The following is a 24,557-nucleotide window of genomic DNA, read 5'->3' as shown; positions in this document are numbered from 1 at the left end:
TCGGCAGCCGGCAATACCGGGAGTTGCTGGTTGCTAAAGACGCAGAACGAGGTGGGTATCGATGTCGCACAGGAAGCGTTGGGCATTGGCAGCTATTGCACTGGGCGTGGGCGGGGTAGCCGCAGCGTTCGGGTTGATGTGGCGACCGGCAATCGATCCGATCGAGCGGCCCATGCTATTCGAACCCGCACAGATTGCGCGTGGTGCCAAGGTCGTCACCGCCGGCGACTGCGCGGTCTGTCATACGCGCCCTGGCGGCAAGTACCTGGCGGGTGGCCTGCCGCTGGTGACGCCGTTTGGCACGCTGTACAGCACCAACATCACACCTGACGCCCAGACCGGTATCGGCAAGTGGCCACTCGAAGCGTTCCAGCGAGCCATGCGCGACGGGATTTCCCGCGATGGGCATTTCCTCTACCCGGCCTTCCCGTACACGCATTACCGGCTGCTCGACGATCAGGACCTGGCAGACGCCTATGCCTACCTGATGAGCGGGCCTCCGGTGGACCAGCCGGCAACCCCCAACCGCATGAAGTTCCCGATGAACCTTCGCCCGCTGGTCGCGGGCTGGAACCTGCTGTTCCTGCATTCAGCGCCGTTCGTGCCGACAGCACAGGCGTCGCCACAGTGGAACCGTGGCCGCTATCTGGTCGAAGGCGCGGGCCACTGCGGCGGATGCCATACCCCTTTGAACCTGCTCGGCGCCGAGAAAACGGGCCAGGCGCTTGCCGGTGGCGTGGTTGACGGCTGGGAGGCCCCTTCCCTGCTCGGCCTGGCCAGTCGCGAAACGCCCTGGACCCAAGCCCAACTGGTGGACTACCTGCAAGCCAACGTCGTCGACGGCCATGGCACTGCGGCCGGCCCCATGCGCCCGGTCAGCCAGGAACTCGCACGGCTGCCTCGAAGCGACGTCGAAGCCATGGCGGAATATCTGCTGAGTTTGCCGGCATCTCCTCATCAACCAGCCAGGTTCGAAACAAAGGCTGTGGCCTCGGCCGAATCGTCCAGTCTGGGTGGTGACCTGTTCCAGGCTGCATGCGCGGGCTGCCACGGCGCAGCCGCACCGATGCGCAGTATCGACGGCAGGCCAGCGCTGACGGCGACGTCCTCGGTGCAGGCCCCTGCGCCACGCAACTTCATCAAGACGGTACTGGAAGGCATTGCCCCCACCCCCGGTGAGCCCGGCCCGGCAATGCCACCGTTTGCCGCCAGCCTGAGCGACCAACAGCTCGCTGACCTGGCGGCCTTCGTCCGTGGCCAAGCCGCCCCGGATCGGCCGTGGACGGATTTGCATTCGACTATTCAGGCTCTGCGCGAGGAGACCCCATGAGCAACGTGAACCTTACAGTCAATGGCAAGCTGCACAGCCTGGATATCGATCCGGACATGCCGCTGCTCTATGCCTTGCGCAACCACCTGGAACTCAACGGCGCCAAGTACGGCTGCGGGCTGGGCCAGTGTGGCGCGTGCACCGTCATCGTCGACGACCAGCCGGTATTCTCCTGCGTGACGCCGTGTGCCGGCATGCAAGGCCGCCACGTGCGCACTGTCGAGAGCCTGGGCACGCCTGAACGGCCAGGCCCGCTGCAACAAGCCTTCATCGATACCCAGGCCGCACAATGTGGGTACTGCATCGCCGGGATGATCATGCGCGCCCAGGCCCTGCTGGAGCACAATCCGCAGCCCGACGCAGCCACCATCCGCGCGCACATGGCCAGCAACCTGTGTCGCTGCGGCACGCACCTGCGAATCATCGAAGCGATCACCCGCGTAGTCGAAAACGGTGGCCTGCATGTCGTCCACAACTGAATTCGGTCGTCGCGCGCTCCTGCAGGGCGGCAGCCTGCTGATGGCATTCGCGCTGTTGCCGGCCGCCCGCAAGGCGCTGGCCGATACCGAGGTGGATACCCTCGGTACTGTCGTGCTCGCCCCGGACCTGCCGGGCAGCTTGCGCACCAACCCGTACCTCGACGCGTGGATCAGGGTCGGCGTGGAAGGCATCACCGTGTACACCGGGAAAGTGGAGCTGGGCACCGGGGTAAAAACCGCGCTGTTGCAGATCGCAGCCGAGCGGCTGGACGTCTCGCCGGCGGCGGTGACCTTCCTCACGGCGGACACGGCGCTGACGCCGAACGAAGGCTACACGGCCGGCAGCCATACCCTCTTCGACAGCGGCACGGCGCTGTTCAACGCCGCTGCGCAGGTGCGGCAGATGCTGATGGAATCGGCTGCCAGGCGCTGGGGCGTGGAAGTGTCGTCGCTGCGCACAGGCGATGCGATGATCACGGCGCCGTCCGGCGCCCGCATGAGCTATGCCGAGGCGGTGGCGGGCGTGGACCTGCATCAATACGCCAAGGCCAGCTCGCCGGACCTTTCACCTGAGCAGTTCAAGCTCATCGGCCACGCCATCCCACGCCTGGATATTCCAGCCAAGGTCAGCGGTGGCGCGGCATTCGTACAGGACATGCGCTTGCCGGGCATGCTCCATGCCCGGGTGATCCGGCCACCAAGGCCGGGTTGCAAGCTCACCGGCTTCGATAGCCAGGCGATCGAACGCCTGCCGGGCGTGGTCAAGGTGGTCGAGGATGGCAACTATCTTGCCGTGGTGGCCAAGGATGAATGGCAAGCCATCAAGGCCATGCGGGCGGGCTACGGGTCGGCGACGTGGACCGCCGGCGAGGTGATTCCGGACCAGGCGGTTATCCACCAGCTGCTGCCCAAGCTGCAATCCAGGCGCTACCCCATCCGCCACCAAGGCCAGCCGGCGCCTTCAAGTGGCAAGACCTATCGGGCGCGCGTCACCAAACAGTATCTGATGCACGGTTCCATCGGCCCCTCCTGTTCGGTGGCCTGGTTCAAGGACGGTACGTTGACGGTCTGGACGCATACCCAAGGTGTTTTCCCACTGCGTGCGGGCATCGCCGAAATGCTCGGCCTGCCGCTGACAGCGGTACGTTGCATCCATGCCGAAGGCTCCGGATGCTATGGTCACAACGGCGCCGATGATGCCGCAGCCGACGCGGCGCTCATCGCCATGCGCATGCCGGGCGTGCCGGTGCGCGTGCAGTGGATGCGTGAACAGGAGAACCTGTGGGAACCGTACAGCTCGGCCATGCTCACCGAGCTGCAGGCCGACCTGGACAGCAGCGGCCGCCTCAACCATTGGCAGTACCAGTTATGGACCACGCCGCATAACGAGCGCATCACCAACGCCGGCCGCCTGGTGCCCGCGCGCATGCTTGCCCGCCCGTTCGCCTCGGCGCCGTCGGTGCCGATTGCCCAGCCTGAAGGCGACGGCGACCGCAACGCGATCCCGCTGTATCAAACGGGCGCAAGCGATATCGACATGCATTTCATCAGCGAAATGCCGTTTCGCACTTCGGCAATGCGCTCGCTGGGTGCCCACATCAATGTGTTTGCCATCGAGGCCTGCCTGGACGAACTGGCGGCGCAGGCGGGCGTGGATGCCGTCGAATTTCGCCTGAGCCACCTCACCGACCCAAGGGCCCGCGCCGTGGTCGAACGGGCCCGCGATGAATTCGCCTGGCCACGGCGTTCGTCTGCACCGGGCACGGGCGTCGGCCTGGGCTTCGCCCGCTACAAGAACATCATGGGCTACTGCGCGGTGGCAGTGGAAATCCAGGTGCATCCGCAAACCGGCGAGATCGAGATCGAGCGGGTGGTCACGGCGGTGGACGTCGGTCAGATCGTCAATCCCGATGGGCTACGCAACCAGGTCGAGGGCGGTATCGTCCAGTCGAGCAGCTGGACGCTCTACGAGGCAGTCAGTTATGACGCCGGTGGCGTACGCAGCTATGACTGGAGTGGCTATCCGATCCTGCGCTTCCCGCAACTTCCGAAACACGTTGAAGTGCACCTGATCGACCAGCCTGGCCAGCCCTTCCTCGGTGCAGCCGAAATCGTCCAGGGCCCGATGGCGGCAGCCCTCGGCAACGCGGTGGCGGATGCCACCGGCCAGCGCCGGCTGGCGCTGCCGCTGACCCGCAAGGCGTGAGCCGGCGGCGCTTGAACCCGTGTTTTGCAGAGGTAACGGCAGATGCAACACCTTGATGTGAGGGTCCTGGAGCAGGCGCTGGCCTGGGCTGACGAAGGACAAAGCGTGTGGCTGTGCACGGTCCTTTCCACCTTCGGTTCGGCACCGCGCTCGCCTGGGGCAATGCTGGTGGCCATCCGGTCCGGCACGCACAGCGGCTCGTTGTCCGGCGGTTGCGTCGAGGAGGCCTTTCTCGAAGCGCTAAGCCGTGGCGAGCATGCGGCACCGGCGCAGGTGATCTGCTACGGCACCAGTGCCGAACAGCGCAGTCGCCTGCAGTTGCCGTGTGGCGGTAGCCTGGAGGTGCTGGTCGAGCACAGGCGCCCGAGCGCCGAATGGCGAGCCCACCTGAGCCAGTTGCTCGACGCTTTGCGCGGTCAACGTCGGCTGACCCGGGTGATCGACCTGGAAGGCGGCCTGTTCAGCACCCGCAGCCGCAGCGACGGCAGCGACACCGTGGTGCGCACGGGAAGCCGCCTGGAGATTGCCCTGGGCCCTGCCCTGCGCTTGCTGCTGGCTGGCCTTTCACCGGTTGCCGAGGCCTGTGCACAATTCGCCCGGGCCCTGGGCTTTGAAGTGATCGCTTGCGACCCGCGAGAAGAAGTGGCCGCGCTGGCGCTGGAGGGCGTGACGGTGATTCCGCTACTGCCCTCGATCTACATCGCCAACGGCGGTTGCCACGAAGCAACGGCAGTGGTTGCGCTGACCCATGATCCGAAAATCGACGACCTCGCATTGATGGAGGCCGTGCACACGCCCGCCTTCTACATCGGCGCCATGGGCTCGAAACGGACCTCGGAAAGACGCGCGGAGCGATTGCGCCGGATCGGCGGCTTGTCGCCTGCAGATGTCGAGCGCCTGCACATGCCCATCGGCCTGGATATCGGCGCCAGGACCCCTGCCGAAATTGCATTGGCGGTGATGGCTGATGTGCTGCGGGTCTATCGAGGCAAAGCGCGAACGGCGCTTTGAAGATTCGCGGGTATTGCGAGTTGCGCAATGCACTTGCCCTGGTTGTGCTGATTATCAGTCTGGGCGCCGGCCATTAACCTGACTCCAGCAAACAGCCGCGCTATCGCTGCGCTTGCCAACCGCATTCAAACCACTTGCAAAGGAACTGAGTAATGGCCCGTCATCTGTTCAACCCCATTCGCGTGGGCGCCTTGCAACTGCCACACCGTATCGCCATGGCGCCACTGACCCGCTCCCGTGCAGGCCAACCCGGCGATATCCCGACGGCAATGGCGGCGCAATATTACGCCCAGCGCGCCAGCGCAGCGTTGATCATCACCGAAGCCACGCAAATCTCCCGACAGGGACAAGGTTATGCATGGACGCCCGGTATCTACACGGCTGAACAGATCGCAGCCTGGCAGCGGGTGAGCGCGGCAGTGCATGCACAGGATGGCCGCATCTTCATGCAGCTGTGGCACGTCGGGCGCGTTTCTCACCCCAGTTTCCAGCCAGATAATGGCCTGCCCGTTGCACCGAGTGCGATCGCCGCGCCCGGCAAGACGTTCATCGTCGACCACGACGGCAATGGCGTGTGGGGTGATGTGCCGGTCCCGCGCGCCCTGGAAATCGAAGAAATCGCGGCAGTCATCGATGACTACCGCAATGCGGCACTCAATGCCATCGCGGCTGGCATGGATGGCGTCGAGATTCACGCTGGCAACGGCTACCTGCTCGACCAGTTCATCAACAGCAACAGCAACCGGCGCAGCGACCCTTACGGCGGCTCGTACCAGAATCGGGCGCGCCTGCTGCTGGCGGTGGTTCAGGCAGTGACGCAGGAAATCGGCGCAGATCGCGTCGGTGTGCGCCTCACCCCGATGGGGCGGTTCATGGGCATGGGCGATGACACCCCCTTCGAAACTTTCAGCTACATAGTCAAGTCGCTGAACCGCCACGGCCTGGCCTACCTGCACCTGGTCGAGCCCGCGGTCGTCGGCACCGTCAAGGACGAAAACTTCGACCCGCGCTGGGACGAGATCATCTTGCAGCTGCGTGATGCCTGGGAAGGTGTCCTGGTACTCGCAGGCGGGTATGACGCAGCCTCTGCCGAAAAAGCGATTGCCGAAGGCCGTGCCGACGTGGTGGCTTTCGGCCGACCGTTCCTGGCCAACCCGGACTTGCCACGCCGCATCCGCGATGGCCTGGAACTCAACACACCCGACCTTGCAACCTTCTTTGGTGGCGATGAACGAGGCTACATCGACTATCCAGCCCACCCATGACAGCGCCAGGCAGACTGGCTGGATAGCCCAGCCAGTTGGACGCAGCGGTAGGGTTCGCGCTGCTCGTGTCTGGCGAGCATTCCGTCGAAGCGGTCTCGGCACAGCTTGGCTACCAGGAGGCAACGGCGCTTCGGCGCCCGATGCGCCGCCCGTTCAACGCCACCCCGCGATAATTGTGTCAGCACTGACTCAGGGACAGGCCAGCCGATCGCTTCAAGGTGAGGTCACGACCACCACGTAACGTCCCTGGGCCAGTGGCTTGCCGTACTCATTGACCAGCCTGTAGGCCTGGTCGAGCGTGACCCCCTGGTCGACGCGTACCGCCTGCGCCGGCAATGCCTGGCCGTCCACGCCCTGAATGCCGATGACGCTGTCACGCGCCAGCGCCGGGCAGTTGTCCATGCGCCAACCGGCACTGTCCACCGTGGTGGTGCAGGACGGCTCGACGATGCTGCCAGTGAACTGCAGCATGCCCGAGGCGACTACGCCGCCCGCCTGGGCCTGACCGACCAGGGCCAGGCTAATTGCAACACTCAATGCGAATCGCTTGCCACTCATGGTTTCCACTCCACGATACCTACGTTTGAGCCTATCGGATGAGCGGTGGCCGGGCCGTCTGCGCGCGTGAGGCCGTTCACAAAGCAAGCATTTAAATCACGCGGCAATTTAAGAAACGTCTCAAAGCCGGTGGCGGTCCAGCTCTCTAGGATGGCCAGGCCCCTCCTCGCCAACCTGACCGGAGCCCTTCCCTGACCATGTCGCGCTTGCTTCATATCCTCTCGCACCCAGCCATGGCGGCGCTGGTCCTGATGGGCTTGGCGTCCGGTGCCTGGGGCCAGCTCAAAGTCGAGGGCACGCGCCTCATTTACCCAGGCTCGGACAAGGAGGCGAGCATCAGCGTGGTCAATCGCAGCGACCTCGACACGGTCATGCAAAGCTGGGTCAGCAGTACCGACGAACGCGACGATGCGCCCTTCGCCATCGTCCAGCCGTTGACATTGATACCGCCCAACGGCCGGCACATGCTGCGGGTGCTATACGCCGGCAAGGGCCTGCCCGAAGACAGGGAGTCACTGTTCTGGCTGAACATCCTCGAGATCCCGCGCAGACACGAACAGGCCAATACCCTGCAATTCGCCGTTCGCCAGCGCCTGAAGCTGTTCTACCGCCCCGCCGGCCTGCCAGGCTCGGCCAGCAAGGCGGTCGAGGGACTGGAATGGCGAGCACGTCAGCCTGGCCTGATCGAAGTCAGCAACCCGAGTGCCTTTCACGTTTCGCTGGTCAACCTCCAGCTCGACGGCTCCGGGCAGTCGCGCCAGCTTGCGGACTACGTCCTCCTGCGCCCGGGGGAATCGCTCACCCTCGAGGCGCCCTCGCCCCTGCCCGCGCAAAGTCGCGTGGCGTTCAGCGAACTCACCGATATCGGCCTGCAGAAGCGTCACCACATTGCACTGCAGTGAACACACCGCCACAGGATACCCACTCATGAACCTGATCCGGAAACACTTGCTTGGCCTGCTTCTAGTCGCCGCCTGCTGCCCCGCCACCAGCTACGCGCTGTCCTGCAAGCTGGACCCGTCCATGGCGTCGGTGATGAAAGAGGCCCTGGGCACCACGCTGGCGGTACCGGCCGACGCGCCCGATGGCACGATCATCTGGGAGTCGGCGCCACACTCTGTGCCGGTCATTTGCGCTGATGACTATGAAAGGGGCAAAGAGGACATCTATTTCTATGTCAACCCAGCCAAGGCCAACGTCGGCAACGGCATACGGGTCGGAATTCGCTATGGGTCCAAGACGATTACCCAGAGCTCGGGTGCCGTCACCACCGGTTACAACACGTTTTATGGTTGCAAATGGGCTAACTGCACGGGCTGGGACAAGGCCCGGTTCACCCTGACCTTCACCGTGTTCATCGAGAAGTACGGCACAACGCCAACCGACGGACAAGCCAGCACGCTGAGCGAATACCGGGTATTCCAGCTGGACGGCGGGTACGTACTCAACCCCAAACCCGACAGCAACTTCAACTATGTCGTCACCGGGATGAACAACATCCGCTTCGTGCCTTGCTCTCCCGAGTTGACCATCTTGCCGTCGGTGGTCAATTTCCGCCGTGCACTGACCAGCTCGGCACAGGTCGGCCAGGTCGCCAGCTCGGCCAGTTTCAGCCTCGACCTGGTAAAGTCCTGCGACACGCCCTACACCGTCAATGCCCGTTTCACGCCGGTCGCTGGCAGCGCCAACGTCATCGACAAGCTGCTGGTACCCGCCAACAACACCTCCGTCGGCATTGCCCTGACCCAGCAAGACAGCAACCAGCCGGTGCCTTTCGCCACCTGGTTCAAGCTGGCCGACCTGGCCGCGCCGAGCATGGTACACAACCCGTTCCGCGCCGACCTGATCTGGCGCTCGGCACCCATCCCCGGTCCGTTCGAAGCCACGGCGCTGGTGGACCTGTACTACCAGTAAACCCTCGGCCAGGCGGCCTTTAAGGATCGTCTGATGTCCAGTTGCCAGCGGCCCACCTAAATTTGCGGGATGCGACTCAAAGCCTACCTGCAACAGATCAACCCCCTGCTCTCCAACCCCGAGGCAGCACGCCGCCTGCTTCGGTTGCTGGCGATCGTGCTATCGGCCGGCATTCTCGGTGCGGCCTACAATTTCCTGTCCTTTACCTTCAACACCGATATCGCTCGGCGCCATGGCGCCATGAGCAGCGCGATCGCCGAGGCCCATACCTTCTTCACCAACCGCGAAGCGCTGCTGGAGAGCCTGAGCCTCGCAGCCGTGCGTCAAACGGCGCCGGGTGTCGACTGGCTGCCCCTGGCACCGGGCGAGGAAGTGCACCTGCAACTGGGCAGCCAGCCGGGCAAACGCTGGAGCCTGTGGCTGACCCAGCGCATGTGTGCCTACCTCAAGGCCCGGCAGGTCAACCTGCTGTATGTCGATACAGCAGCTCAGGCCCCCATGCGCTGGCTGTACCACGCTGACGCCCAGGCCTCGCTGCCTTCGCCAGCCCTGCTGGAGCAGCTGCGCGCCGCGGAGCTGCGGGCCACGGCCCCTCGGGAACTGTGGCTGGCCGACCAGGCCGCCCAAGGCTCGCGCCTGTTCATCTTCCTGCGCCTGGACGCACGCGCCCAGGATTCTGGCTGGCTGGGCCTGGAAATCGACAGCCATGCAGTGTCGCCGTCGCTCGAAGATGCCAGCGCGGGCGAATTCATGATGTTCAATGCCGATGGTATGCTGGTGTTCACCAATAGCCCAGGCCCGACGCTGGACGGTTCGCTGCGCCATCCCGTGGGTAACAACTTCTTCGGCTTCGCCGGCCAGGGGTTCCTGCCAGAGTACCTGGTCATCAGCAAACCTTTGATGTCTTCGGACTGGCAACTGGTCTACGCGATCGACCTGTCCGCGATCCTTGCCGGTCTGTGGCAGCAACTGCTCGGTGCCCTGCTGTTCTGCGTGCTCAGCATCACCTTGATACGGGTGTTGATCCAGCGGTTCGACCAGCGCTTGTTCACCCCCACGGTCGAACGCATCCGTGCACTGGTGGAAAGCGAGATGTTCAGCCGTGACGTCATCGAAACCGCCCCCGTCGCCCTGTGCGTGTTGCGCCGTAGCGATGGCCAGGTGGTGCTGGAAAACCACCTGGCCCAGCAGTGGCTGGGCCAGGACCCGGCACGCGGTACGCGTAGCGCGCAATGGATCGAGCAGGCTTTCGAGCGACCCGAAGGCCAGTGCAGCGACTATTTCGAAAGCGCCGAAGGGCGCCACCTGTACCTGAGCTGCTCGCCAACCCGCTACAAGGGCGAGCAGGTGCTGCTTTGCGCGTTCAGCGACATCAGCGCCCGCAAGCAGATCGAGGCCGCGCTGGAGGACGCCCGGCGCGCGGCCGACACCGCCAACGAAGCAAAGACCCAGTTCCTGGCGACCATGAGCCACGAAATTCGCACACCGCTGTACGGCGTGTTGGGCACCCTGGAGCTGCTGTCGCGCACCGAGCTCGACGCCCAGCAGCGCGATTACCTGCGGGCAATCGAAGGCTCCTCGTCAACCTTGCTGCAGTTGATCTGCGACGTGCTGGACGTGTCCAAGATCGAGGCCGGTCAGCTGGCCCTCGAACTCAGCGAATTCAGTGCCCCGGACCTGGTCCGCGAGGTGGTTCAGGGCTACAGCGCGGCAGCCAGGAGCAAGGGGCTGCAGCTCTACAGCTGCCTGGACCCACGCTTGCCGGAACACCTGATCGGCGACGTCAACCGGATCCGCCAGATCCTCAACAACCTGCTGAGCAATGCGGTCAAGTTCACCGATTGCGGTCGCGTGGTGCTGCGGGCCAGGCTGCTCAACCGCGACGGCGAACGCTCCTGTCTGTTGTGGCAGGTCTCGGACACCGGCAAGGGCATCGCTGAACAGGACCAGCCGTTCATCTTCGACCCGTTCTACCAGACCGAAGGCCATAGCCAAGTCATTCCCGGCACCGGGCTCGGCCTGCCGATCTGCCAGCGCCTGACCCAATTGATGAACGGCCAGCTGCGCCTGGTCAGCGAGCTGGGCCTGGGCAGCAGCTTCAGCCTGACCCTACCCTTGGAAGTGGCGTCAGGCCGCACCAGCGCCCCGTTCAACCTGCTAGGCGAACGCATTCACGTGGTATCGCCAGTACACGAACTGGCTGAAGCCATCAGTGGTTGGCTTTGTCGCTGGGGTGCGCGCGCGCAGGTCGGCGCGCCGGCGCCAGGCAGCGCCCTGCCCGGCGAATTGCTGGTCGAGCTGCATCCCGGCAATGTCGAACGCTGGCTGGTCGCCGAATGGCCCGGCCCGCGAATCCTGGCCAGCGCCCAGGATTGCTGGGAGGCGCGCCACGAGGCCGGTCACTGGCAGGTCAACCTCAACGACTTGGGCGCCCTGCACCATGCTGTCGGCCAGGCCCAGGGGCTGCGCCGGCCCAGGGACTCCGCCGCGCCGGCCCCCTTGACCGAGCCGCTTGGGCTGCACGTGCTGGTTGCCGAGGACAACGTCATCAATCAGTTAATCCTGCGCGACCAGCTCGAGGAGCTCGGCTGCAGCGTGACCTTGGTCAGCGATGGCGAGCAGGCCTTGCAAACCTGGCAGCGCGAGCATTTCGACCTGCTGCTGAGCGACGTCAACATGCCAGGCATGAACGGCTACGAACTAGCCCGGACCCTGCGCCGGCTGGGCTGCACCCGCCCCATCGTCGGCGCCACTGCCAATGCCCTGCGCGGCGAGGAAGAACTGTGCCTGGCCGCCGGCATGGATCGCTGCCTGATCAAGCCCTTCAACCTGCAAGTCCTGTTCAACTGCCTGGCCCCATATCGAGGTAGCCCTTGAAGACGTTTAACATCCTGATTGTCGAAGACCACCCCTTTCAGCATATGTACCTGCAACACTTGTTCAGCGAGCTTGGCAGCTTCAACCTGGAAGCGGCCCGGGATGGTCAGGAAGCGCTGGAGCGCCTGCGCCAGCGAGACGTCGACCTGGTCCTGACCGACCTGCTGATGCCCGGCATGGACGGTGTACAGTTCATCCAGCACCTGGCCGGCCTGCGCCACAAGCCAGGCCTGGCGATCATGAGCGTGGCCTCGCGGCGCATGCTCATGGCGGCGAGCCTGGTGGCCAAGAACCTCGGCGTGGACGTGCTCGGGCTGATCTCCAAGCCGGTCGAGCCCGCCGCGCTGCGCAGCCTGATCGACCAATTGCAGTTGCACCATCAGGCACCGGCCCAGGCGGTACCCACCCCGCCCGAGTTCGAACGCCAGACCCTGATCGATGCTTTGAACAACCGAGCTTTTCAGGCCTGGTTCCAACCCAAGAAGTCCTTGCACAATGGTCGCATCGTCGCGGCCGAGGCCCTGGTGCGCTGGATGCACCCGGAGCAAGGGGTGTTGCTGCCAGGCACCTTCCTGCCAACGATCAATGCCTTCGGCCTGGAGGAAAGGCTACTGTGGGTGATGCTCAAGCAAGCCATGGATGCCCAGGCGCGCTGGCGCGAACGGGGCTATGACATCCCGGTCTCGATCAACCTGCCGACCCACCTGTTGAACAGCCATGACCTGGCCGATCGGCTGCTGGAATTTGTCCTGCACCACCAGGGCGTGCCCGGCAAGCTGTGCTTCGAGCTGATGGAATGCTCCATTCCCGAACAGCTGAGCAACTTCTATGCAGGCGCCTGCCGCTTGCGCATGAAAGGTTTCGGCCTGTCCCAGGACGACTTTGGCAAAGGCTACAGCTCGTACATGAGCCTGGTTTCGACGCCTTTCACCGAACTGAAGATAGACCGGGCGCTGGTGCAGCGTTGCGATGAAAGCGAGAGCCTGGCCTCGGCCTTGGCCAGCATCGTTGCCCTGGGTCGCAAGCTCGGGCTCACCGTGGTCGCCGAAGGGGTCGAGACGCCTCAGGAGCTGGAAATGCTGCGCAAGGTCGACTGCAACCAGGTGCAAGGCTTTTTGATCTCCCATGCCGTGTCGGCGGAACAGTTCCAGCGCCTGCTGCACAACGACGGTCCTCCGTCCGCCTACTGACCGGCTGTAACTCACAGCGCCGGCCGGGCATCAAAGGTATATTCGTTAGGTATCGATGCCCCCACGCCCTTCCGGATCCTTGCATGAAACAGTACAACGCCCTGCTGGAAAACCTGGCCCGCAGCTCCCTGCGCCTGAACAAAGGCATGACCGTCCTGCTGGGCCTGGCGCTGCTGCTGGCCGGTTTCGGTCTCTGGTCGTTCGGGCGCCTGATCGACGAACACAGCGATACGATCAACATCCATTTCGCCCGCCTGATGGAGAATATCCAGGAGCAGGAAACCTTCCTGGAGGCCCTCGTGCAACGCAGCGCCAAGGGGGAGCTGCTCGACTACCCACGTGCGCTCGAGCCGGCGCTGACGCCAATGCCCGAGGAAGGGCCGGACATCTACAAAGGCCAGATCTTTCCATTTTCCATGCCGTTCAGCCTCAAGCTCGACCCGCACAACCTGGCTGACCGCGAAGTATCGGACATCTTCACCCTGGGGGCGAACCTCGCCAGCTTCTACAGCATGTTCTGGTCGGCCTCCCCGTACCGTTCGCCGCAGGTGTTCCTGTTCTCGCCGGATGCCCGTTACGACATTACCGTTCCCGCCGCAGGACGCGGGCGGGGCAAGCTGGAGGAAGAACCGTTCATCGATGTGATCAGGCAGGTCATGGCGCGCCAGCCTCAGGGCAAGGACTGGAGCCCAGGCAACAGGATCATCTGGCGCAGTTATGTCGAGCAACCGGATCAGGCGTCCCCGCCGCGCCTGCTGGCCTACGCCAACGTCTCCCTGCGCCCGGGCAAGGCAGACGGCCAAGCCACGCTAGTGGCGTCGCTTCTTGACCTGGCCCAGATCGATGATTTCGAGCGAATCATGGACTGGACCGTATACGACCACTTCAACCTCATCGCGCCATCCGGCGAGATGCTGATCGGCGCGCCTACCCCGCTGAAGGGGCTGCGTGAAGGCCTCAACATCAAGCCCGAAGGCCTGGTGTTCCGTCTCCATGAACAGGCCAACGGTGGCTGGAGTGCGGTCTACACCGTGACCTACCGGCACTTCTTCCGTTACGCGTTCTGGTCGCTGGCCAGCATCGCCGCCACGTTCCTGGTACTCATCGGGCTGGGCCGGGTGGCCATTCGCTGGTATCAGCGCCAGGTCATCCTGCCAGCGCGTGCAGCCCATGAGATCATCACCGAGAGCGAAGCCTTCAGCCGGGTGGTCATCGACACCGCCCCGACCGGCCTGTGCGTGGTCCGCAGCGCCGACAACGAAATACTGCTGGAGAACCAGCGGGCGCAGCAATGGCAGGGCACCCGCGAGCTGGTCAACACCCTCGCCTCGGCAGTGGGCAGCACGCGCAGTGGCGAGCACTACCTGCAGGTCGAAGGCCGCCACCTGCAGGTCGGCTACGTGTCGACCCGCTACCACGGCGAAGACGTGCGCCTATACGCATTCAACGACGTCACCCGCCACGTCGAGGACGCCCAGGCGCTTGACGAAGCCCGGCGCGCCGCAGACGCCGCCAACACCGCCAAGACCCTGTTCCTGGCAACCATGAGCCACGAGATCCGCACCCCGCTGTACGGCGTGCTGGGCACCCTCGAACTGCTCGGCCTGACGCACCTGGATGCACGCCAGCAAGGATACCTGCACACTATCCAGCGCTCCTCGGCAACCCTGTTCCAGCTGATCAGTGACGTGCTGGATGTAACCAAGATCGAATCCGGACAGATGGCGCTCGAACCCGTGGTGTTCTGCCCGCTGGACATGCTCGAGGACACCGTGCGCACGTATCGCGCCTTTGCCGAGCGCAAAGGCCTATTGCTCTATGCCTGCCATGACGCCCGCCTGCCGGCGCAGGTGGTGGGCGATCCGATACGCATCCGCCAGATCCTCAACAACCTGCTGAGCAACGCCATCAAGTTTACCGACACCGGCCGGGTGGTGCTGCGCACCCGCGTGCTGGCGCTCGACGACACCCACGTGCGCCTGCAATGGCAGGTTGCCGACAGCGGCATTGGCATTTCTCAGGCGCAGCAGGCCAGGCTCTTCGAGCTGTTCTACCAGGTCGCCGACGCTTCCAGCGAGGGCGGTGCGGGCCTGGGCCTGCCGATCTGCGGCTGGCTGGCCGACATGATGGGTGGCCAGATCAAGGTAGTCAGTGAGCCGGGCCTGGGCAGCAGCTTTTCCCTCAACATCAGCCTGCCACTGGCACCGGGGGAGCTGAGCGACTGCCCAAGCGTAGTGCCCGACCCGACCCCGGTGTATGTACGTGCGCCGATACCGGAGCTTGCCCAGCATGGCGTCGACTGGCTGCAGCGTCTGGGTATCGCCGCGACCCTGACCATTCCCCCCCTGGAGAGGGACAACCAGCAGGCACTGCTGGTAGACCTGCTCGACTGCGCGGATGCTGCCAACTGGCACGGCCAGCGGATCTGCGCCAGCAGCGACGGCCCTACCCCCGGCGCGTTCATCGACGGCTGCTGGCGGGTGGATCTGCATGACGTGCGGGCCATCGCCCAGATCATCGAGGTGGTGCGCCAGGGCGGGTCGCCCGATGAGCAGAACACCGTGCAGCAGCAACGCGCCGCTCTACGCCTGCATATCCTGGTGGCCGAGGACAATCCGATCAACCAGGCGATCCTGCAGGAGCAACTTGAGGCGCTGGGCTGCACCACGGTCGTCGCGGCCAATGGCGAACAGGCCATGCAACGCTGGCAGCCAGGCCTGTTCGACCTGGTCCTGACCGACGTGAACATGCCCTTGATGAATGGCTACGAGCTGGCCAGGACGCTGCGCCAGCACGACGCCCGTCTGCCGATCATCGGCGTTACCGCCAATGCCCTGCGCGAAGAGGGCCAGCGCTGCCTCGAAGTGGGCATGAATGCCTGGATGGTCAAACCGTTGAGCCTGCAGGCCTTGCGCAGCCATCTGCTCCGTCTGTGCCGGCCGGTACTGGTTGATGGGCCCAGCCAGGCGCAAGCGGACACCCATGGCACTTCGCCCCTGCCTGCCACCGGCGACACCGTGCAAGTGCCCAACAGCATGCGCGCGCTGTTCATCAGCACCATGCACGAGGATCTGCAGCAGTTGCGCCTGGCCCTCGAGCAACGCGACCATCGGCGTCTTGGCGAGCGCTTGCACAGCGTCGCCGGGGCCCTGGGCGCGGTGCAGGCCCGAGCCCTGTCCGAGCAGTGCTGCGCACTGGAGGACGCGCTGGCCAACTCGCCGCTCGACGCTACCCTGGCGGCCAGGATGCGGGAGGTGCTGGACCGGCTGTCGGCCATGCTCGACAGCCTTGCATAGAAACAACTACAGCGCTGATAACGCATGGAAACCACCCTCTCATCCGCATTGGCTAACGGGTCGTCACTTATGGAAAAACTCAAGGTCATCATCGCCGACGATCACCCCATCGTACTGCTCGGCGTCCGTGAACTGGTCGAACGCGACCCGCGCTTTTGCGTGGTCGGCGAAGCCGTGTGCTCGCAAGGACTGATCGAACTGCTCGAACGCCAACCCGTGGACATGGTCATCTCCGACTACAACATGCCGGCAGACTCACCTTACGGTGACGGGTTGAAACTGATCGACTATCTCAAGCGCCACTATCCCACTGTTCGCATTCTCGTGCTGACGATGATTTCCAACCCGCTGATCCTCACGCGGCTGCAGGAACTGGGCGTGGACGGTGTCATCCAGAAGAGCCAGTTGCACGGCGAAATCGAAAAGGCCTTGAATGCCGTGGCGCGCAACAGCACCTATCGCGCGCCGGAACGGGCAAGGCATTCGGTAGTGGCCCGTAACACCGCCATCGACCAACGGATAGAAAACTTATCGCCCAAGGAATTCGAAATACTACGCCTGTTCGTGGCCGGACAAAGTGTCAGCGAAATTGCCCGCAGCCAACACCGAAGTACCAAGACCATCAGTGCGCAGAAAGTTTCCGCCATGCGTAAACTTGAAGTAAACAGCGACCAGGAATTATTGGCCTATTGCTTGGCCAGTCATATCTTCAATTAACTAAGCATGATTGGCCGACCATTAAGATTCGTCTGATGGGCTAGGGAAACCACCTGACATATTGTGAGCGTGCAATTAGTTGCAGCACTTACTCACTTTCATGTGGACATCAAAATGAATAAATTCTCCCTGGCCGCACTGACCCTCTCGCTGATTACCGCTTCCGCCGGCGTGCTGGCTGCCGAGCCTACCGGGCCAGTCAAAGGTGGCAGCGGCAAGATTTCCTTCACCGGCGTGATCAACAATGACGCCTGTTCGGTCGACGGCGCCAATGCCGACCGCGTCATTGCCGTGGACATGGGCACCGTCTCGATCAAGGACATGGGTACCGCCGAGAACCCGACCGCAGGCCGCGTGACCGGCAAGGACTTCAACCTCAACGTCAACTGCAACGTCGGCACCAAGGTGGCGATGGTCTTCGATGCCAACAGCGGCGGTTCCGGCCTGGTCACCGGCAAGAAGGTCCTGGCCCTGACCAAAGGCACTGGCACCGCAGCCAACGTCGGCATCGCCCTGCTCGACCCGAACGGCAACCTGATCGACCTGAGCTCGGCCGCCACCGCCAAGATCCAGAGCGAGGTCCACGGCACTGGCGCTGCGGGTGGTGACGCCACCCTGAGCTTCTCGGCAGCCTACGTGACCACCGGCGCTGCCGGCACTGCCACCGCCGGTCGTGGTGACGCCACCCTGCCGTTCATCCTGCAGTACGAGTAATCGATTCGCCCTGCTCCCCGCGCGAGGCTGAACAGCCTCGCCACTTCTTCGTCCCGCAAGGTACCCCAACCATGTTGCGTCGTTCTCTGTATCCCGTTTTCGGGTTGCTGGGCATGCTCGTCGCTGCCCAGGCAACCGCCAGCATCTCCCTGAGCGCTACGCGCGTCGTGTTCGACGGTGCTCACAAGGAAGCCAATGTCATCGTGCGCAATGGCAACCAGGAAGTCCTGGTGCAGTCCTGGGTGGATGCCGGCGACAGCGCGCAGGCGCCGTTTGCCATCACCCCACCCTTGGCCAGGGTAATGCCCAAGCAGGAACAACTGCTGCGTATCCTTTATGAAGGCCAAGGCCTGCCGACCGATCGCGAATCGGTGGTCTGGCTGAATGTGCAGGAAATCCCGCAAGCCAGTACCCAGGCCAATACCTTGCAGTTGGCGGTGCGCCAACGCATCAAGATTTTCTTCCGCCCGGCCAACTTGCCCGGCGATGCCCTGCTGGCACCGGAACAATTGGTCTGGCAAGTGACCCAGCAATCGGGGAAGGCAAAGCTGAGCGTGAACAACCCCAGCTTGTATCACGTGTCGATGGCCGACATCGAAGTCAGACGCGGTAATCAGAGCGTGTTCAGCGCCGATTCGACCATGATCGCCCCCGGTGAACAAAAGACATTCAGCTCGGCACTTTCGCAAGTGGACGGCCCGCTGACGCTCACCTTCAAGAGCATCAACGACTATGGCGCCCAGCATGGCTATTCCGTGCTGCTGAACCCTGCCCAGCCAGGTAGTGCCAAGCCTGCCGAACCCGCCATCAGCTTGTGAACGCCTAACGCCCACCTCGCGCGCCCCGGTCGTGTGCGGCCTCGCCGTGCCCAGCCCGTGCCGGGACATGAAATAGGTTCCTAGTATGTCTTTGTCCTTCCCCCCCCGCTCCGTAGACGGTGCCAATGCAGGCGCGCGTGCGCTCAATGGCGCAACGCCTCGTCCAGCCTGGAAGCTCAGCGCCCTGTCATTGCTGCTGTGCAGCGCGCTGCCCGGCCTCGCGGCGGCGCAGGACGACCCACAGCTGCAGGGCTTCAACACCACCTTTTTGCAAGGTGCGCAATCGACGGTCGACCTGCAGTTACTGCTATCGGCCAGCAGTGTGCTGCCGGGCAACTACCGGGTAGACCTGTACAGCAACGAGGTACTGGTGGGCCGGCGCGACATCGACTTCAACCGCAACCCCCACACCGGACGCGTGGAACCGTGCCTGACCCTGGAACTGCTCGAGCAGCTGGGCATCGACATGGACAAACTCAGGGCACAGGGGCGCCTGGATACCGCGCAGGCCTGCCACGACTTGCCCACGCTGATCGACCAGGCCAGCCTGAACTATGACTCGGGTCACTTGCGCCTGTCCGCCAGCATTCCGCAGGTCGCCATGAAGCGCGGCCTGCGCGGCTACGTCGACCCGCAACTCTGGGACGCGGGGGTGCCTGTGGCGTTCGTCAACTATCAATTCAACACCAGCCGCAACGCCGCTGATGCCGAGACCCGGCTGAACAACAATCTGAGCTTGCGCAACGGCATCAACCTGGGCAGTTGGCGTTTGCGCAACGAGTCGAACTTCAGCAGCGGCACCGGGCGACCGGACAGCTTCAAGAGCAACCGCAGCTACCTGCAGCACGACGTGACCGCGCTCAAGGGCCAGTTCAGCGCCGGCGACATCTTCAGCGACAGCGACCTGTTCGACAGCGTGCGCTACCGGGGCCTGAAGCTGGCTTCGGACGAAGGTATGCGCGCAGACAGCGAGCGCGGCTACGCACCCGTGGTGCGGGGCGTGGCGCAGACCAGCGCCAGGGTCGAGATCCGCCAGAACAGCTACCTGCTGTACACCGCCAATGTACCGCCCGGCCCGTTCGAGATCAGCGACATCTACCCCAGCGGCTCCAACGGCGACCTGGAAATCACCATCATCGAGGCCGACGGTCGCCGGCGGGTCAGCGTGCAGGCGTTCTCCAGCCTGCCGCTGATGGTCCGTGGCGGCCAGGTCAAGTACAGCCTGTCCGCCGGGCGCTACAACAGCAACAGCGAGGGCCTGGCCACGCCGCAGATGCTCAGCACGACGCTGGCCTACGGCCTGACCAACACCGTGACCGGGGTGATTGGCCTGCAAGCCACCGACGACTACAGGGCACTGGCCTTGGGCAGCGGCCTGAACACGCTGCTGGGCGCCTTTTCGCTCGATGTCACCCATTCCTCGAGCAAGGCCCAGGGCCAGACCACCCAGGGCAACAGCCTGCGGGCGCTGTACGCCAAGACCTTCACCGGCACCGATACCAACTTCACCCTGGCCGCCTACCGCTACTCGACCGAGGGCTTCCGCACCCTCACCCAGCATATCGAGGACCAAAGCAGCGAGGCGATCAAGCGCAGCGGCAACTCCAAGACCCGCACCGACCTGACCATCAACCAGAGCCTGGGCCGCGACCGCGCACTTGGCAGCCTGTATCTGACGGCCAGCGACCAGCGCTACTGGAACCGCGGCGGATCGCAGAGCCTGTCGGCCGGCTACAGCAACAACTGGGGCGATATCTCCTACAACCTCGACGTCAGTCGTACCAAGGAGCTGGGAACCTCAGGCCTTTCGGGGCAGGATACCCAGTTCAACCTGTCGCTCTCGTTCCCGCTCGGCGGCCGCGCCCGCGCACCGCGGGCGTTCGTCACCAGCAGCACGCAGAAAGGCAACGACACCACCCAGGCCGGTATCAACGGTTACCTGTCGGAAACCAGCGACACCTTCTACTCGATCCAGGGCGGCCACAGCCGCACCAGCGGCAGCTCGGCCTCGGCCAACCTGAACACCCGCACCTCGTTCGCCGACATCAGTCTGGGCTACAGCCAGGGGCGCGGCTACGATTCGCAGAACCTGAACGTTGCCGGCGCCGTGGTCGCCCACCAGGGCGGCATCAACCTCGGCCAGACCCTCAGCGAAACCTTCGCCCTGGCCGAAGTACCGGGTGTACAGGGGGCGAAGATCAGCAGCTACAGCGGTGTGGAAACCGGACGCAATGGCTATGCGGTGATCCCCAGCGCCCAACCCTATCGGGTCAACTGGATAAGCCTGGACACGCGCGACCTCGGTGGCGACATCGAGATCGACAACGCCACCCAGCAGCTGGTGCCGCGCCGCGGCGCCGTAGTGCTTGCCCGCTACACCGGCAAGAGCGGGCGTCGGGTGCAGTTCGAGCTGTTCGACGAGCGCGGCCAGTTGATACCGTTCGGGGCATCGGTCGAGGATGCCGAAGGCCGCCAGCTGGCAATTTCCGACCCGAGCGGTAAAGCCCTGGTGCTGCTGGAGCAGGACCAGGGCAGCCTGACCATCAAGTGGGGCGAGCGCCAGTGCACGGCACCTTACGACCTGCCGGAACGGGACAAGGCGGTCAACTACGAGCGCCAGCGCCTGGTCTGCCAACCGTGATACCCGGGCTCTTTGCGCAGCAGAGAATGCGCCTAAGTGCCCGGCAGCTTTGGTATGATCCAGATGCGATTGTGCAAAACGCAGCGCAACAAGGACCCCAAAGCCGATGAATCCGGCCGCACTACATCCTTGATTTCTGCACTGCCGGCTCATTTTTAGGTGAAAGCTGAAGTTTGATGCGAAAACTCCTGGCAAGCACCCTGGCGCTGGTGATGGCCGCCGCACTCTGTGGCTACGGTTTCTGGACCCAGCAGCGCCCGGAAGGCCATTACCTGTCCGACCTGCGCATCGAACTGGCGCTGAACCATGGCGTACCCGGCGAGCACGGCAACCTGCTCGGCGTCGAGCCGTTGCTGTACCCGGGCGACTACCAGAACCTGCAACGCCTGCACCGCAAGCTCGCGGCCTATCTGGAACAGGCCCGAGCCCAGGGCCTGGTGGGCCCGCGCACGGTGGTGGTGCTGCCCGAGCACATCGGCACCTGGCTGTGGGCGCGCGGCGAAAAGAATGAGTTGTACCAAGTCACGCAAAGTCGTGAAGCCCTGCAATGGCTGGAGCTGAGCAACCCGCTGCGCTATGGCCTGGCCATGCTCGGTGCTGACGGCGACGACCGCCGCGCCGATGCACATTTGCGCATGAAGGCCGAACAGATGGCCACGGACTACCAGCAGCTGTTCGGCGGCTTGGCCAAGGAATTCAATGTAACCCTGGTGGCTGGCTCCATCGTCCTTCCCGCCCCTTATGTGAAACAGGGCGTGCTGCATGCCGGCAACGGACCTCTGTTCAACAGCAGCATGGTGTTCGCCGGCGACGGCTCGCTGCTCGGCCAGCCACAGCGTCAACAGTTCCCTGACAGCGAAATGCGCCGCTATGTTCACGATGGCCGCCAGCAGCCACTGCAGGTCGTGCAGACCCCTGCCGGGCGCCTGGGGGTACTGGTGGGCAGCGATAGCTGGTACCCGGAAAACCACCAGCAACTGGCCCTTCAGGCAGTAGAATTGATCGCCAACCCGGTATTCCTCAGCGGCAAGGGCAGCTGGCAGGCACCTTGGCGTGGCAACCGTCATCAGCCTGCCAGTTCCAAGCTGCCCTTGCAGCGCGGCGAAGTCAGCGAGCAGGCCGCCTGGCAGCGCCTGACCGAGGCCGCCGGGACCGGTGTCAGCAGCATGAGCGTGTTCATGCGCGGGCAGTTCTGGGAACAGGGCAGCGACGGCCAGGGCTTTGCCCGCCATGCCGGCGAACTGCTGGCGGGAACGCCCAGCCCTGGCGCCCGCCTGCTGAACCTGTGGTTGTAGGCCAGTGGCCCGCCCCCATGTGCGCCTGGGCGACCTTTCGGTCGGCTTTGTCCAGCCGCTGAGCGAGGCCCTGCGCGAGCTTGGCCACGACCCAGAGCCGCTGTTGCAGCGCTATGGCCTGGACGCGGCACGCCTGGGCGAGGCCAATGCACGCTTGTCGATACCCCGCTACATGCACCTGGGGCACGCCGCCATCGAACTGTGCGGCGAGGCTGCGCTGGGCCTGCACATGGGGCGCCTGAGCCGCCTGGCGCACGCCGGGCTGGCCGGGGTCACGGCGGCCCAGGCGCCCAGCGTGGGCGAAGCGGCGCGTACCCTGCTGCGCTTCGAGCCGCTATATGCGGCCAACTACCGTGGCCATTCCAGCTTCCATGAAGATGCCCAGGGCGCCTGGCTGCGCTTCTACTCGATCAGCCCTTACAACGCCTACAACCGCTTTGTCGTCGACTCCCTGCTCGCTGGCTGGCTGGCCCAGTTGAGCGACCTCGCCGGCACACCGGTGCAGGCCGAGCGTCTGGAAATCGAGTTTGCAGCCCCCGCCTACGCCGAGCGTTACCAGCCATTGTGCAGCGCACCCGTGCAATTTGCCGCCGAAAGCAATCAATTGCGCCTGGGCCGCGCCACGCTGCAGCTGGCCAACCCGCGGCATTGCCCAAGCACCTGGCAGCACCTGCTGCAGTTGTGCGAGGCGGAGATGCTGCAACGCACGCGCATACGCAGCCTGGGTGAACGCATCACCCATCTGCTAGGCCCATTGCTCAATGGCGGTCGCGAACCGGACCTGGAAGAAGTGGCACTGCACCTGCAACTGCCGCCCTGGACCTTGCGCCGCAAACTGGCCGAGGAAGGCACGCGTTTTCGCGACCTGCTCAACGAAACACGGCGCGACCTGGCCGAGACCTATATCCGCGATACGGAACTGGCCTTTGGCGAGATCGCCTATCTGTTGGGGTTTGCATCGGCCGAGGCCTTCCAGCGCGCCTTCAAGCGCTGGACAGGCCTTACGCCGGGCGAGTTCCGCCGCAGCCAGCGGCGGGCGGGCTAGAGCTCGGTGGCGTCGTCAGCCGGTTCCGGCGGGTCCAGTTCATAAGCCTGGTATTCGAGAAGTTCTTCCTGGTATTCATCCATAACCCTGCGTCCTCTTTGCTCATTTTCTCTTGATAGCCGTCGCCTTCACCCTAAGCAGGTGAGATGAAGGAACGATGACAAGCATATGAGTGGTAAACGTAGCAGGTGTTCCGAAAGTTATCGCTGGGCCGTCTATAGCAGGTACTTCGTCAAAGAGCGGGGGAAGCAGCCTCGGCAGGCTGGGCCTGTTGCTGCACTTCAATCGGTGCAGCCTCGGCCGGCGATGCCACCGGCTGCGAGCCTTGGCTGTCATCCACCGCTGGTGCCGCTACCGCTTCAGTGGCTGTGGCTGCAGGCGCTGGTGCAACCTCAGTAACAGGTGCAGTTGCCGGGGCAGGCGCCGGGTTGACAGCCGCCTGTTCCGGCAACCCCAGGTCCGCCGCAGGCTTTTCGACCTTCTGCACGGGCGCCTCGGCCTCGGCCTTGCTCGCCTGCTTCGGCTTGGGCTTGGGCAGATAACTCTCCACCAAGGCGAAATAGCGATCATAGAACTGCGCCGCCGTCACCGTCTCGCTGGCCACCTTGACCATGGAGTCGTCGCTGGAGCCGATCGGCATCGACACCGAACCCAGCACGCCAACGCCCAGGCTGGCCGAGGTGTTGGACTTTTTCAGGGCATAACGATCCTGCAGCGCATTGGCGAACATGGTCGAGCGCTGCTCGTCGCTCACGTCCGGTGCACAGGTGACGTTGAAGCTGATCTGCAGGTGATTCTCGCTGTTCTGCTGGAAGCTCTTGTTGCCCACCACCTGGTTGGCACCGCTGCTGGTGATGATGTAGCCCTGGCTGAGCAAGGCGCGCCGGGCGGCCTCGCAAGAGCCGGCATCGCTCACCGGGAAGCTGCGCGAGAAGGTGCCCGAGTCATCGAAATTTTCATGCTCGTAGACGGCGGCTTTCTTCGAGGAACAACCGGTCACGCCCGCCAGCACCAGGGCCAGCCCGAGCGCACCAAAGACGGTAGATCTGGTCATTGCGTATTCCGGGTAAGTCAGAAAGGTGCCTATTGTGCAACACAGCAGGCAGGCACAGGAACCGCTGATCGGTGAAGAGTCTGTCAGATTCGTGTAAATCTGGGCCAAGGCCGGTGACGGCCAAGTGCAGAAACGAAAAAAGCGACC

18 protein-coding genes are annotated in these 24,557 nt (G+C 64.1%); 16 read left to right on the top strand and 2 right to left on the bottom strand.

All coding sequences use genetic code 11. The features are described from left to right. The first annotated feature begins 61 nt into the window (after positions 1–61). From B4L76_RS18145 to B4L76_RS18125, 5 genes are all read left to right on the top strand, one after another. Complete coding sequence (locus B4L76_RS18145; protein WP_296234385.1) at positions 62–1,330, top strand: cytochrome c; 1,269 nt, start codon at positions 62–64, stop codon at positions 1,328–1,330. Then, entirely contained in the window at positions 1,327–1,809 is a 483-nt protein-coding gene (locus tag B4L76_RS18140) for a (2Fe-2S)-binding protein (RefSeq protein ID WP_296234384.1), read from the top strand. The genes B4L76_RS18145 and B4L76_RS18140 overlap by 4 nt, the downstream gene beginning before the upstream one ends. Next, positions 1,793–4,015, top strand: coding sequence for a xanthine dehydrogenase family protein molybdopterin-binding subunit (locus B4L76_RS18135; protein WP_296234383.1), 2,223 nt, complete (start codon positions 1,793–1,795; stop codon positions 4,013–4,015). The genes B4L76_RS18140 and B4L76_RS18135 overlap by 17 nt, the downstream gene beginning before the upstream one ends. Positions 4,016–4,057: 42 nt before the next feature. Further along, entirely contained in the window at positions 4,058–5,026 is a 969-nt protein-coding gene (locus B4L76_RS18130; RefSeq protein WP_296234382.1) for an XdhC family protein, read from the top strand. Positions 5,027–5,178: 152 nt separating this feature from the next. Next, positions 5,179–6,291, top strand: a complete 1,113-nt coding sequence (locus B4L76_RS18125) for an alkene reductase (protein ID WP_296234381.1) — start codon at positions 5,179–5,181, stop codon at positions 6,289–6,291. 213 nt (positions 6,292–6,504) lie between these two features. Here the strand turns inward: B4L76_RS18125 and B4L76_RS18120 are convergent, their stop codons facing one another. Further along, positions 6,505–6,849, bottom strand: coding sequence for a hypothetical protein (locus B4L76_RS18120; protein ID WP_296234380.1), 345 nt, complete (start codon positions 6,847–6,849; stop codon positions 6,505–6,507). A 197-nt stretch (positions 6,850–7,046) separates the two neighbouring features. On the opposite strand from B4L76_RS18120, the gene B4L76_RS18115 reads away from it, so the two are divergent. The 11 genes from B4L76_RS18115 (at position 7,047) to B4L76_RS18065 (ending at position 23,356) form a co-directional block, all read left to right on the top strand. Then, complete coding sequence (locus B4L76_RS18115; protein WP_296234379.1) at positions 7,047–7,751, top strand: fimbrial biogenesis chaperone; 705 nt, start codon at positions 7,047–7,049, stop codon at positions 7,749–7,751. A gap of 25 nt (positions 7,752–7,776) precedes the next feature. Then, positions 7,777–8,763: a fimbrial protein gene (locus B4L76_RS18110; protein ID WP_296234378.1), complete on the top strand. Its 987-nt coding sequence runs from the start codon at positions 7,777–7,779 to the stop codon at positions 8,761–8,763. Between the two features lie 69 nt (positions 8,764–8,832). Then, positions 8,833–11,640: an ATP-binding protein gene (locus tag B4L76_RS18105; protein WP_296234377.1), complete on the top strand. Its 2,808-nt coding sequence runs from the start codon at positions 8,833–8,835 to the stop codon at positions 11,638–11,640. After that, positions 11,637–12,830, top strand: coding sequence for an EAL domain-containing response regulator (locus B4L76_RS18100; protein WP_296234376.1), 1,194 nt, complete (start codon positions 11,637–11,639; stop codon positions 12,828–12,830). Before B4L76_RS18105 ends, B4L76_RS18100 begins: the two co-directional genes overlap by 4 nt. An 83-nt stretch (positions 12,831–12,913) precedes the next feature. Further along, on the top strand, positions 12,914–16,126 hold the full coding sequence (locus B4L76_RS18095; protein ID WP_296234375.1) for a hybrid sensor histidine kinase/response regulator: 3,213 nt from the start codon (positions 12,914–12,916) through the stop codon (positions 16,124–16,126). A gap of 69 nt (positions 16,127–16,195) precedes the next feature. Next, the gene (locus B4L76_RS18090) at positions 16,196–16,843 is read left to right on the top strand and encodes a response regulator (protein ID WP_296234562.1); all 648 of its coding nucleotides are present in this window, start codon (positions 16,196–16,198) and stop codon (positions 16,841–16,843) included. A 114-nt stretch (positions 16,844–16,957) separates the two neighbouring features. Beyond that, positions 16,958–17,557, top strand: coding sequence for a fimbrial protein (locus B4L76_RS18085; protein ID WP_296234374.1), 600 nt, complete (start codon positions 16,958–16,960; stop codon positions 17,555–17,557). Between the two features lie 71 nt (positions 17,558–17,628). Beyond that, entirely contained in the window at positions 17,629–18,375 is a 747-nt protein-coding gene (locus tag B4L76_RS18080; RefSeq protein ID WP_296234372.1) for a fimbrial biogenesis chaperone, read from the top strand. An 85-nt stretch (positions 18,376–18,460) separates the two neighbouring features. Beyond that, the gene (locus B4L76_RS18075; RefSeq protein WP_296234370.1) at positions 18,461–21,016 is read left to right on the top strand and encodes a fimbria/pilus outer membrane usher protein; all 2,556 of its coding nucleotides are present in this window, start codon (positions 18,461–18,463) and stop codon (positions 21,014–21,016) included. A 176-nt stretch (positions 21,017–21,192) separates the two neighbouring features. Continuing rightward, positions 21,193–22,311, top strand: coding sequence for a nitrilase-related carbon-nitrogen hydrolase (locus B4L76_RS18070; protein ID WP_296234369.1), 1,119 nt, complete (start codon positions 21,193–21,195; stop codon positions 22,309–22,311). Between the two features lie 4 nt (positions 22,312–22,315). Then, positions 22,316–23,356 carry an AraC family transcriptional regulator gene (locus B4L76_RS18065; protein ID WP_296234368.1) on the top strand — a complete coding sequence of 347 codons (1,041 nt, stop codon included), beginning with the start codon at positions 22,316–22,318 and terminating at the stop codon, positions 23,354–23,356. A gap of 232 nt (positions 23,357–23,588) precedes the next feature. Here the strand turns inward: B4L76_RS18065 and B4L76_RS18060 are convergent, their stop codons facing one another. Beyond that, on the bottom strand, positions 23,589–24,410 hold the full coding sequence (locus B4L76_RS18060; protein WP_296234367.1) for a DUF2242 domain-containing protein: 822 nt from the start codon (positions 24,408–24,410) through the stop codon (positions 23,589–23,591). Between the last annotated feature and the right edge of the window lie 147 nt (positions 24,411–24,557).

The sequence above is a fragment of the Pseudomonas sp. UBA4617 genome (assembly GCF_002386445.1).
Classification (GTDB): domain Bacteria; phylum Pseudomonadota; class Gammaproteobacteria; order Pseudomonadales; family Pseudomonadaceae; genus Aquipseudomonas.
The sequence above is the reverse complement of the archived record's forward strand: the minus strand, read 5'-3'. Positions and strand labels throughout refer to the sequence as shown.

Bases quoted from the DNA above. Each gene is read 5' to 3' on its own strand.
- B4L76_RS18080 (WP_296234372.1), top strand. From the start codon at position 17,629: ATGTTGCGTCGTTCTCTGTATCCCGTTTTCGGGTTGCTGGGCATGCTC.
- B4L76_RS18115 (WP_296234379.1), top strand. From the start codon at position 7,047: ATGTCGCGCTTGCTTCATATCCTCTCGCACCCAGCCATGGCGGCGCTG.
- B4L76_RS18085 (WP_296234374.1), top strand. From the start codon at position 16,958: ATGAATAAATTCTCCCTGGCCGCACTGACCCTCTCGCTGATTACCGCT.
- B4L76_RS18070 (WP_296234369.1), top strand. From the start codon at position 21,193: ATGCGAAAACTCCTGGCAAGCACCCTGGCGCTGGTGATGGCCGCCGCA.
- B4L76_RS18105 (WP_296234377.1), top strand. From the start codon at position 8,833: ATGCGACTCAAAGCCTACCTGCAACAGATCAACCCCCTGCTCTCCAAC.
- B4L76_RS18120 (WP_296234380.1), bottom strand. From the start codon at position 6,849: ATGAGTGGCAAGCGATTCGCATTGAGTGTTGCAATTAGCCTGGCCCTG.
- B4L76_RS18125 (WP_296234381.1), top strand. From the start codon at position 5,179: ATGGCCCGTCATCTGTTCAACCCCATTCGCGTGGGCGCCTTGCAACTG.
- B4L76_RS18060 (WP_296234367.1), bottom strand. From the start codon at position 24,410: ATGACCAGATCTACCGTCTTTGGTGCGCTCGGGCTGGCCCTGGTGCTG.
- B4L76_RS18110 (WP_296234378.1), top strand. From the start codon at position 7,777: ATGAACCTGATCCGGAAACACTTGCTTGGCCTGCTTCTAGTCGCCGCC.
- B4L76_RS18075 (WP_296234370.1), top strand. From the start codon at position 18,461: ATGTCTTTGTCCTTCCCCCCCCGCTCCGTAGACGGTGCCAATGCAGGC.
- B4L76_RS18145 (WP_296234385.1), top strand. From the start codon at position 62: ATGTCGCACAGGAAGCGTTGGGCATTGGCAGCTATTGCACTGGGCGTG.
- B4L76_RS18140 (WP_296234384.1), top strand. From the start codon at position 1,327: ATGAGCAACGTGAACCTTACAGTCAATGGCAAGCTGCACAGCCTGGAT.
- B4L76_RS18130 (WP_296234382.1), top strand. From the start codon at position 4,058: ATGCAACACCTTGATGTGAGGGTCCTGGAGCAGGCGCTGGCCTGGGCT.
- B4L76_RS18135 (WP_296234383.1), top strand. From the start codon at position 1,793: ATGTCGTCCACAACTGAATTCGGTCGTCGCGCGCTCCTGCAGGGCGGC.
- B4L76_RS18090 (WP_296234562.1), top strand. From the start codon at position 16,196: ATGGAAAAACTCAAGGTCATCATCGCCGACGATCACCCCATCGTACTG.
- B4L76_RS18095 (WP_296234375.1), top strand. From the start codon at position 12,914: ATGAAACAGTACAACGCCCTGCTGGAAAACCTGGCCCGCAGCTCCCTG.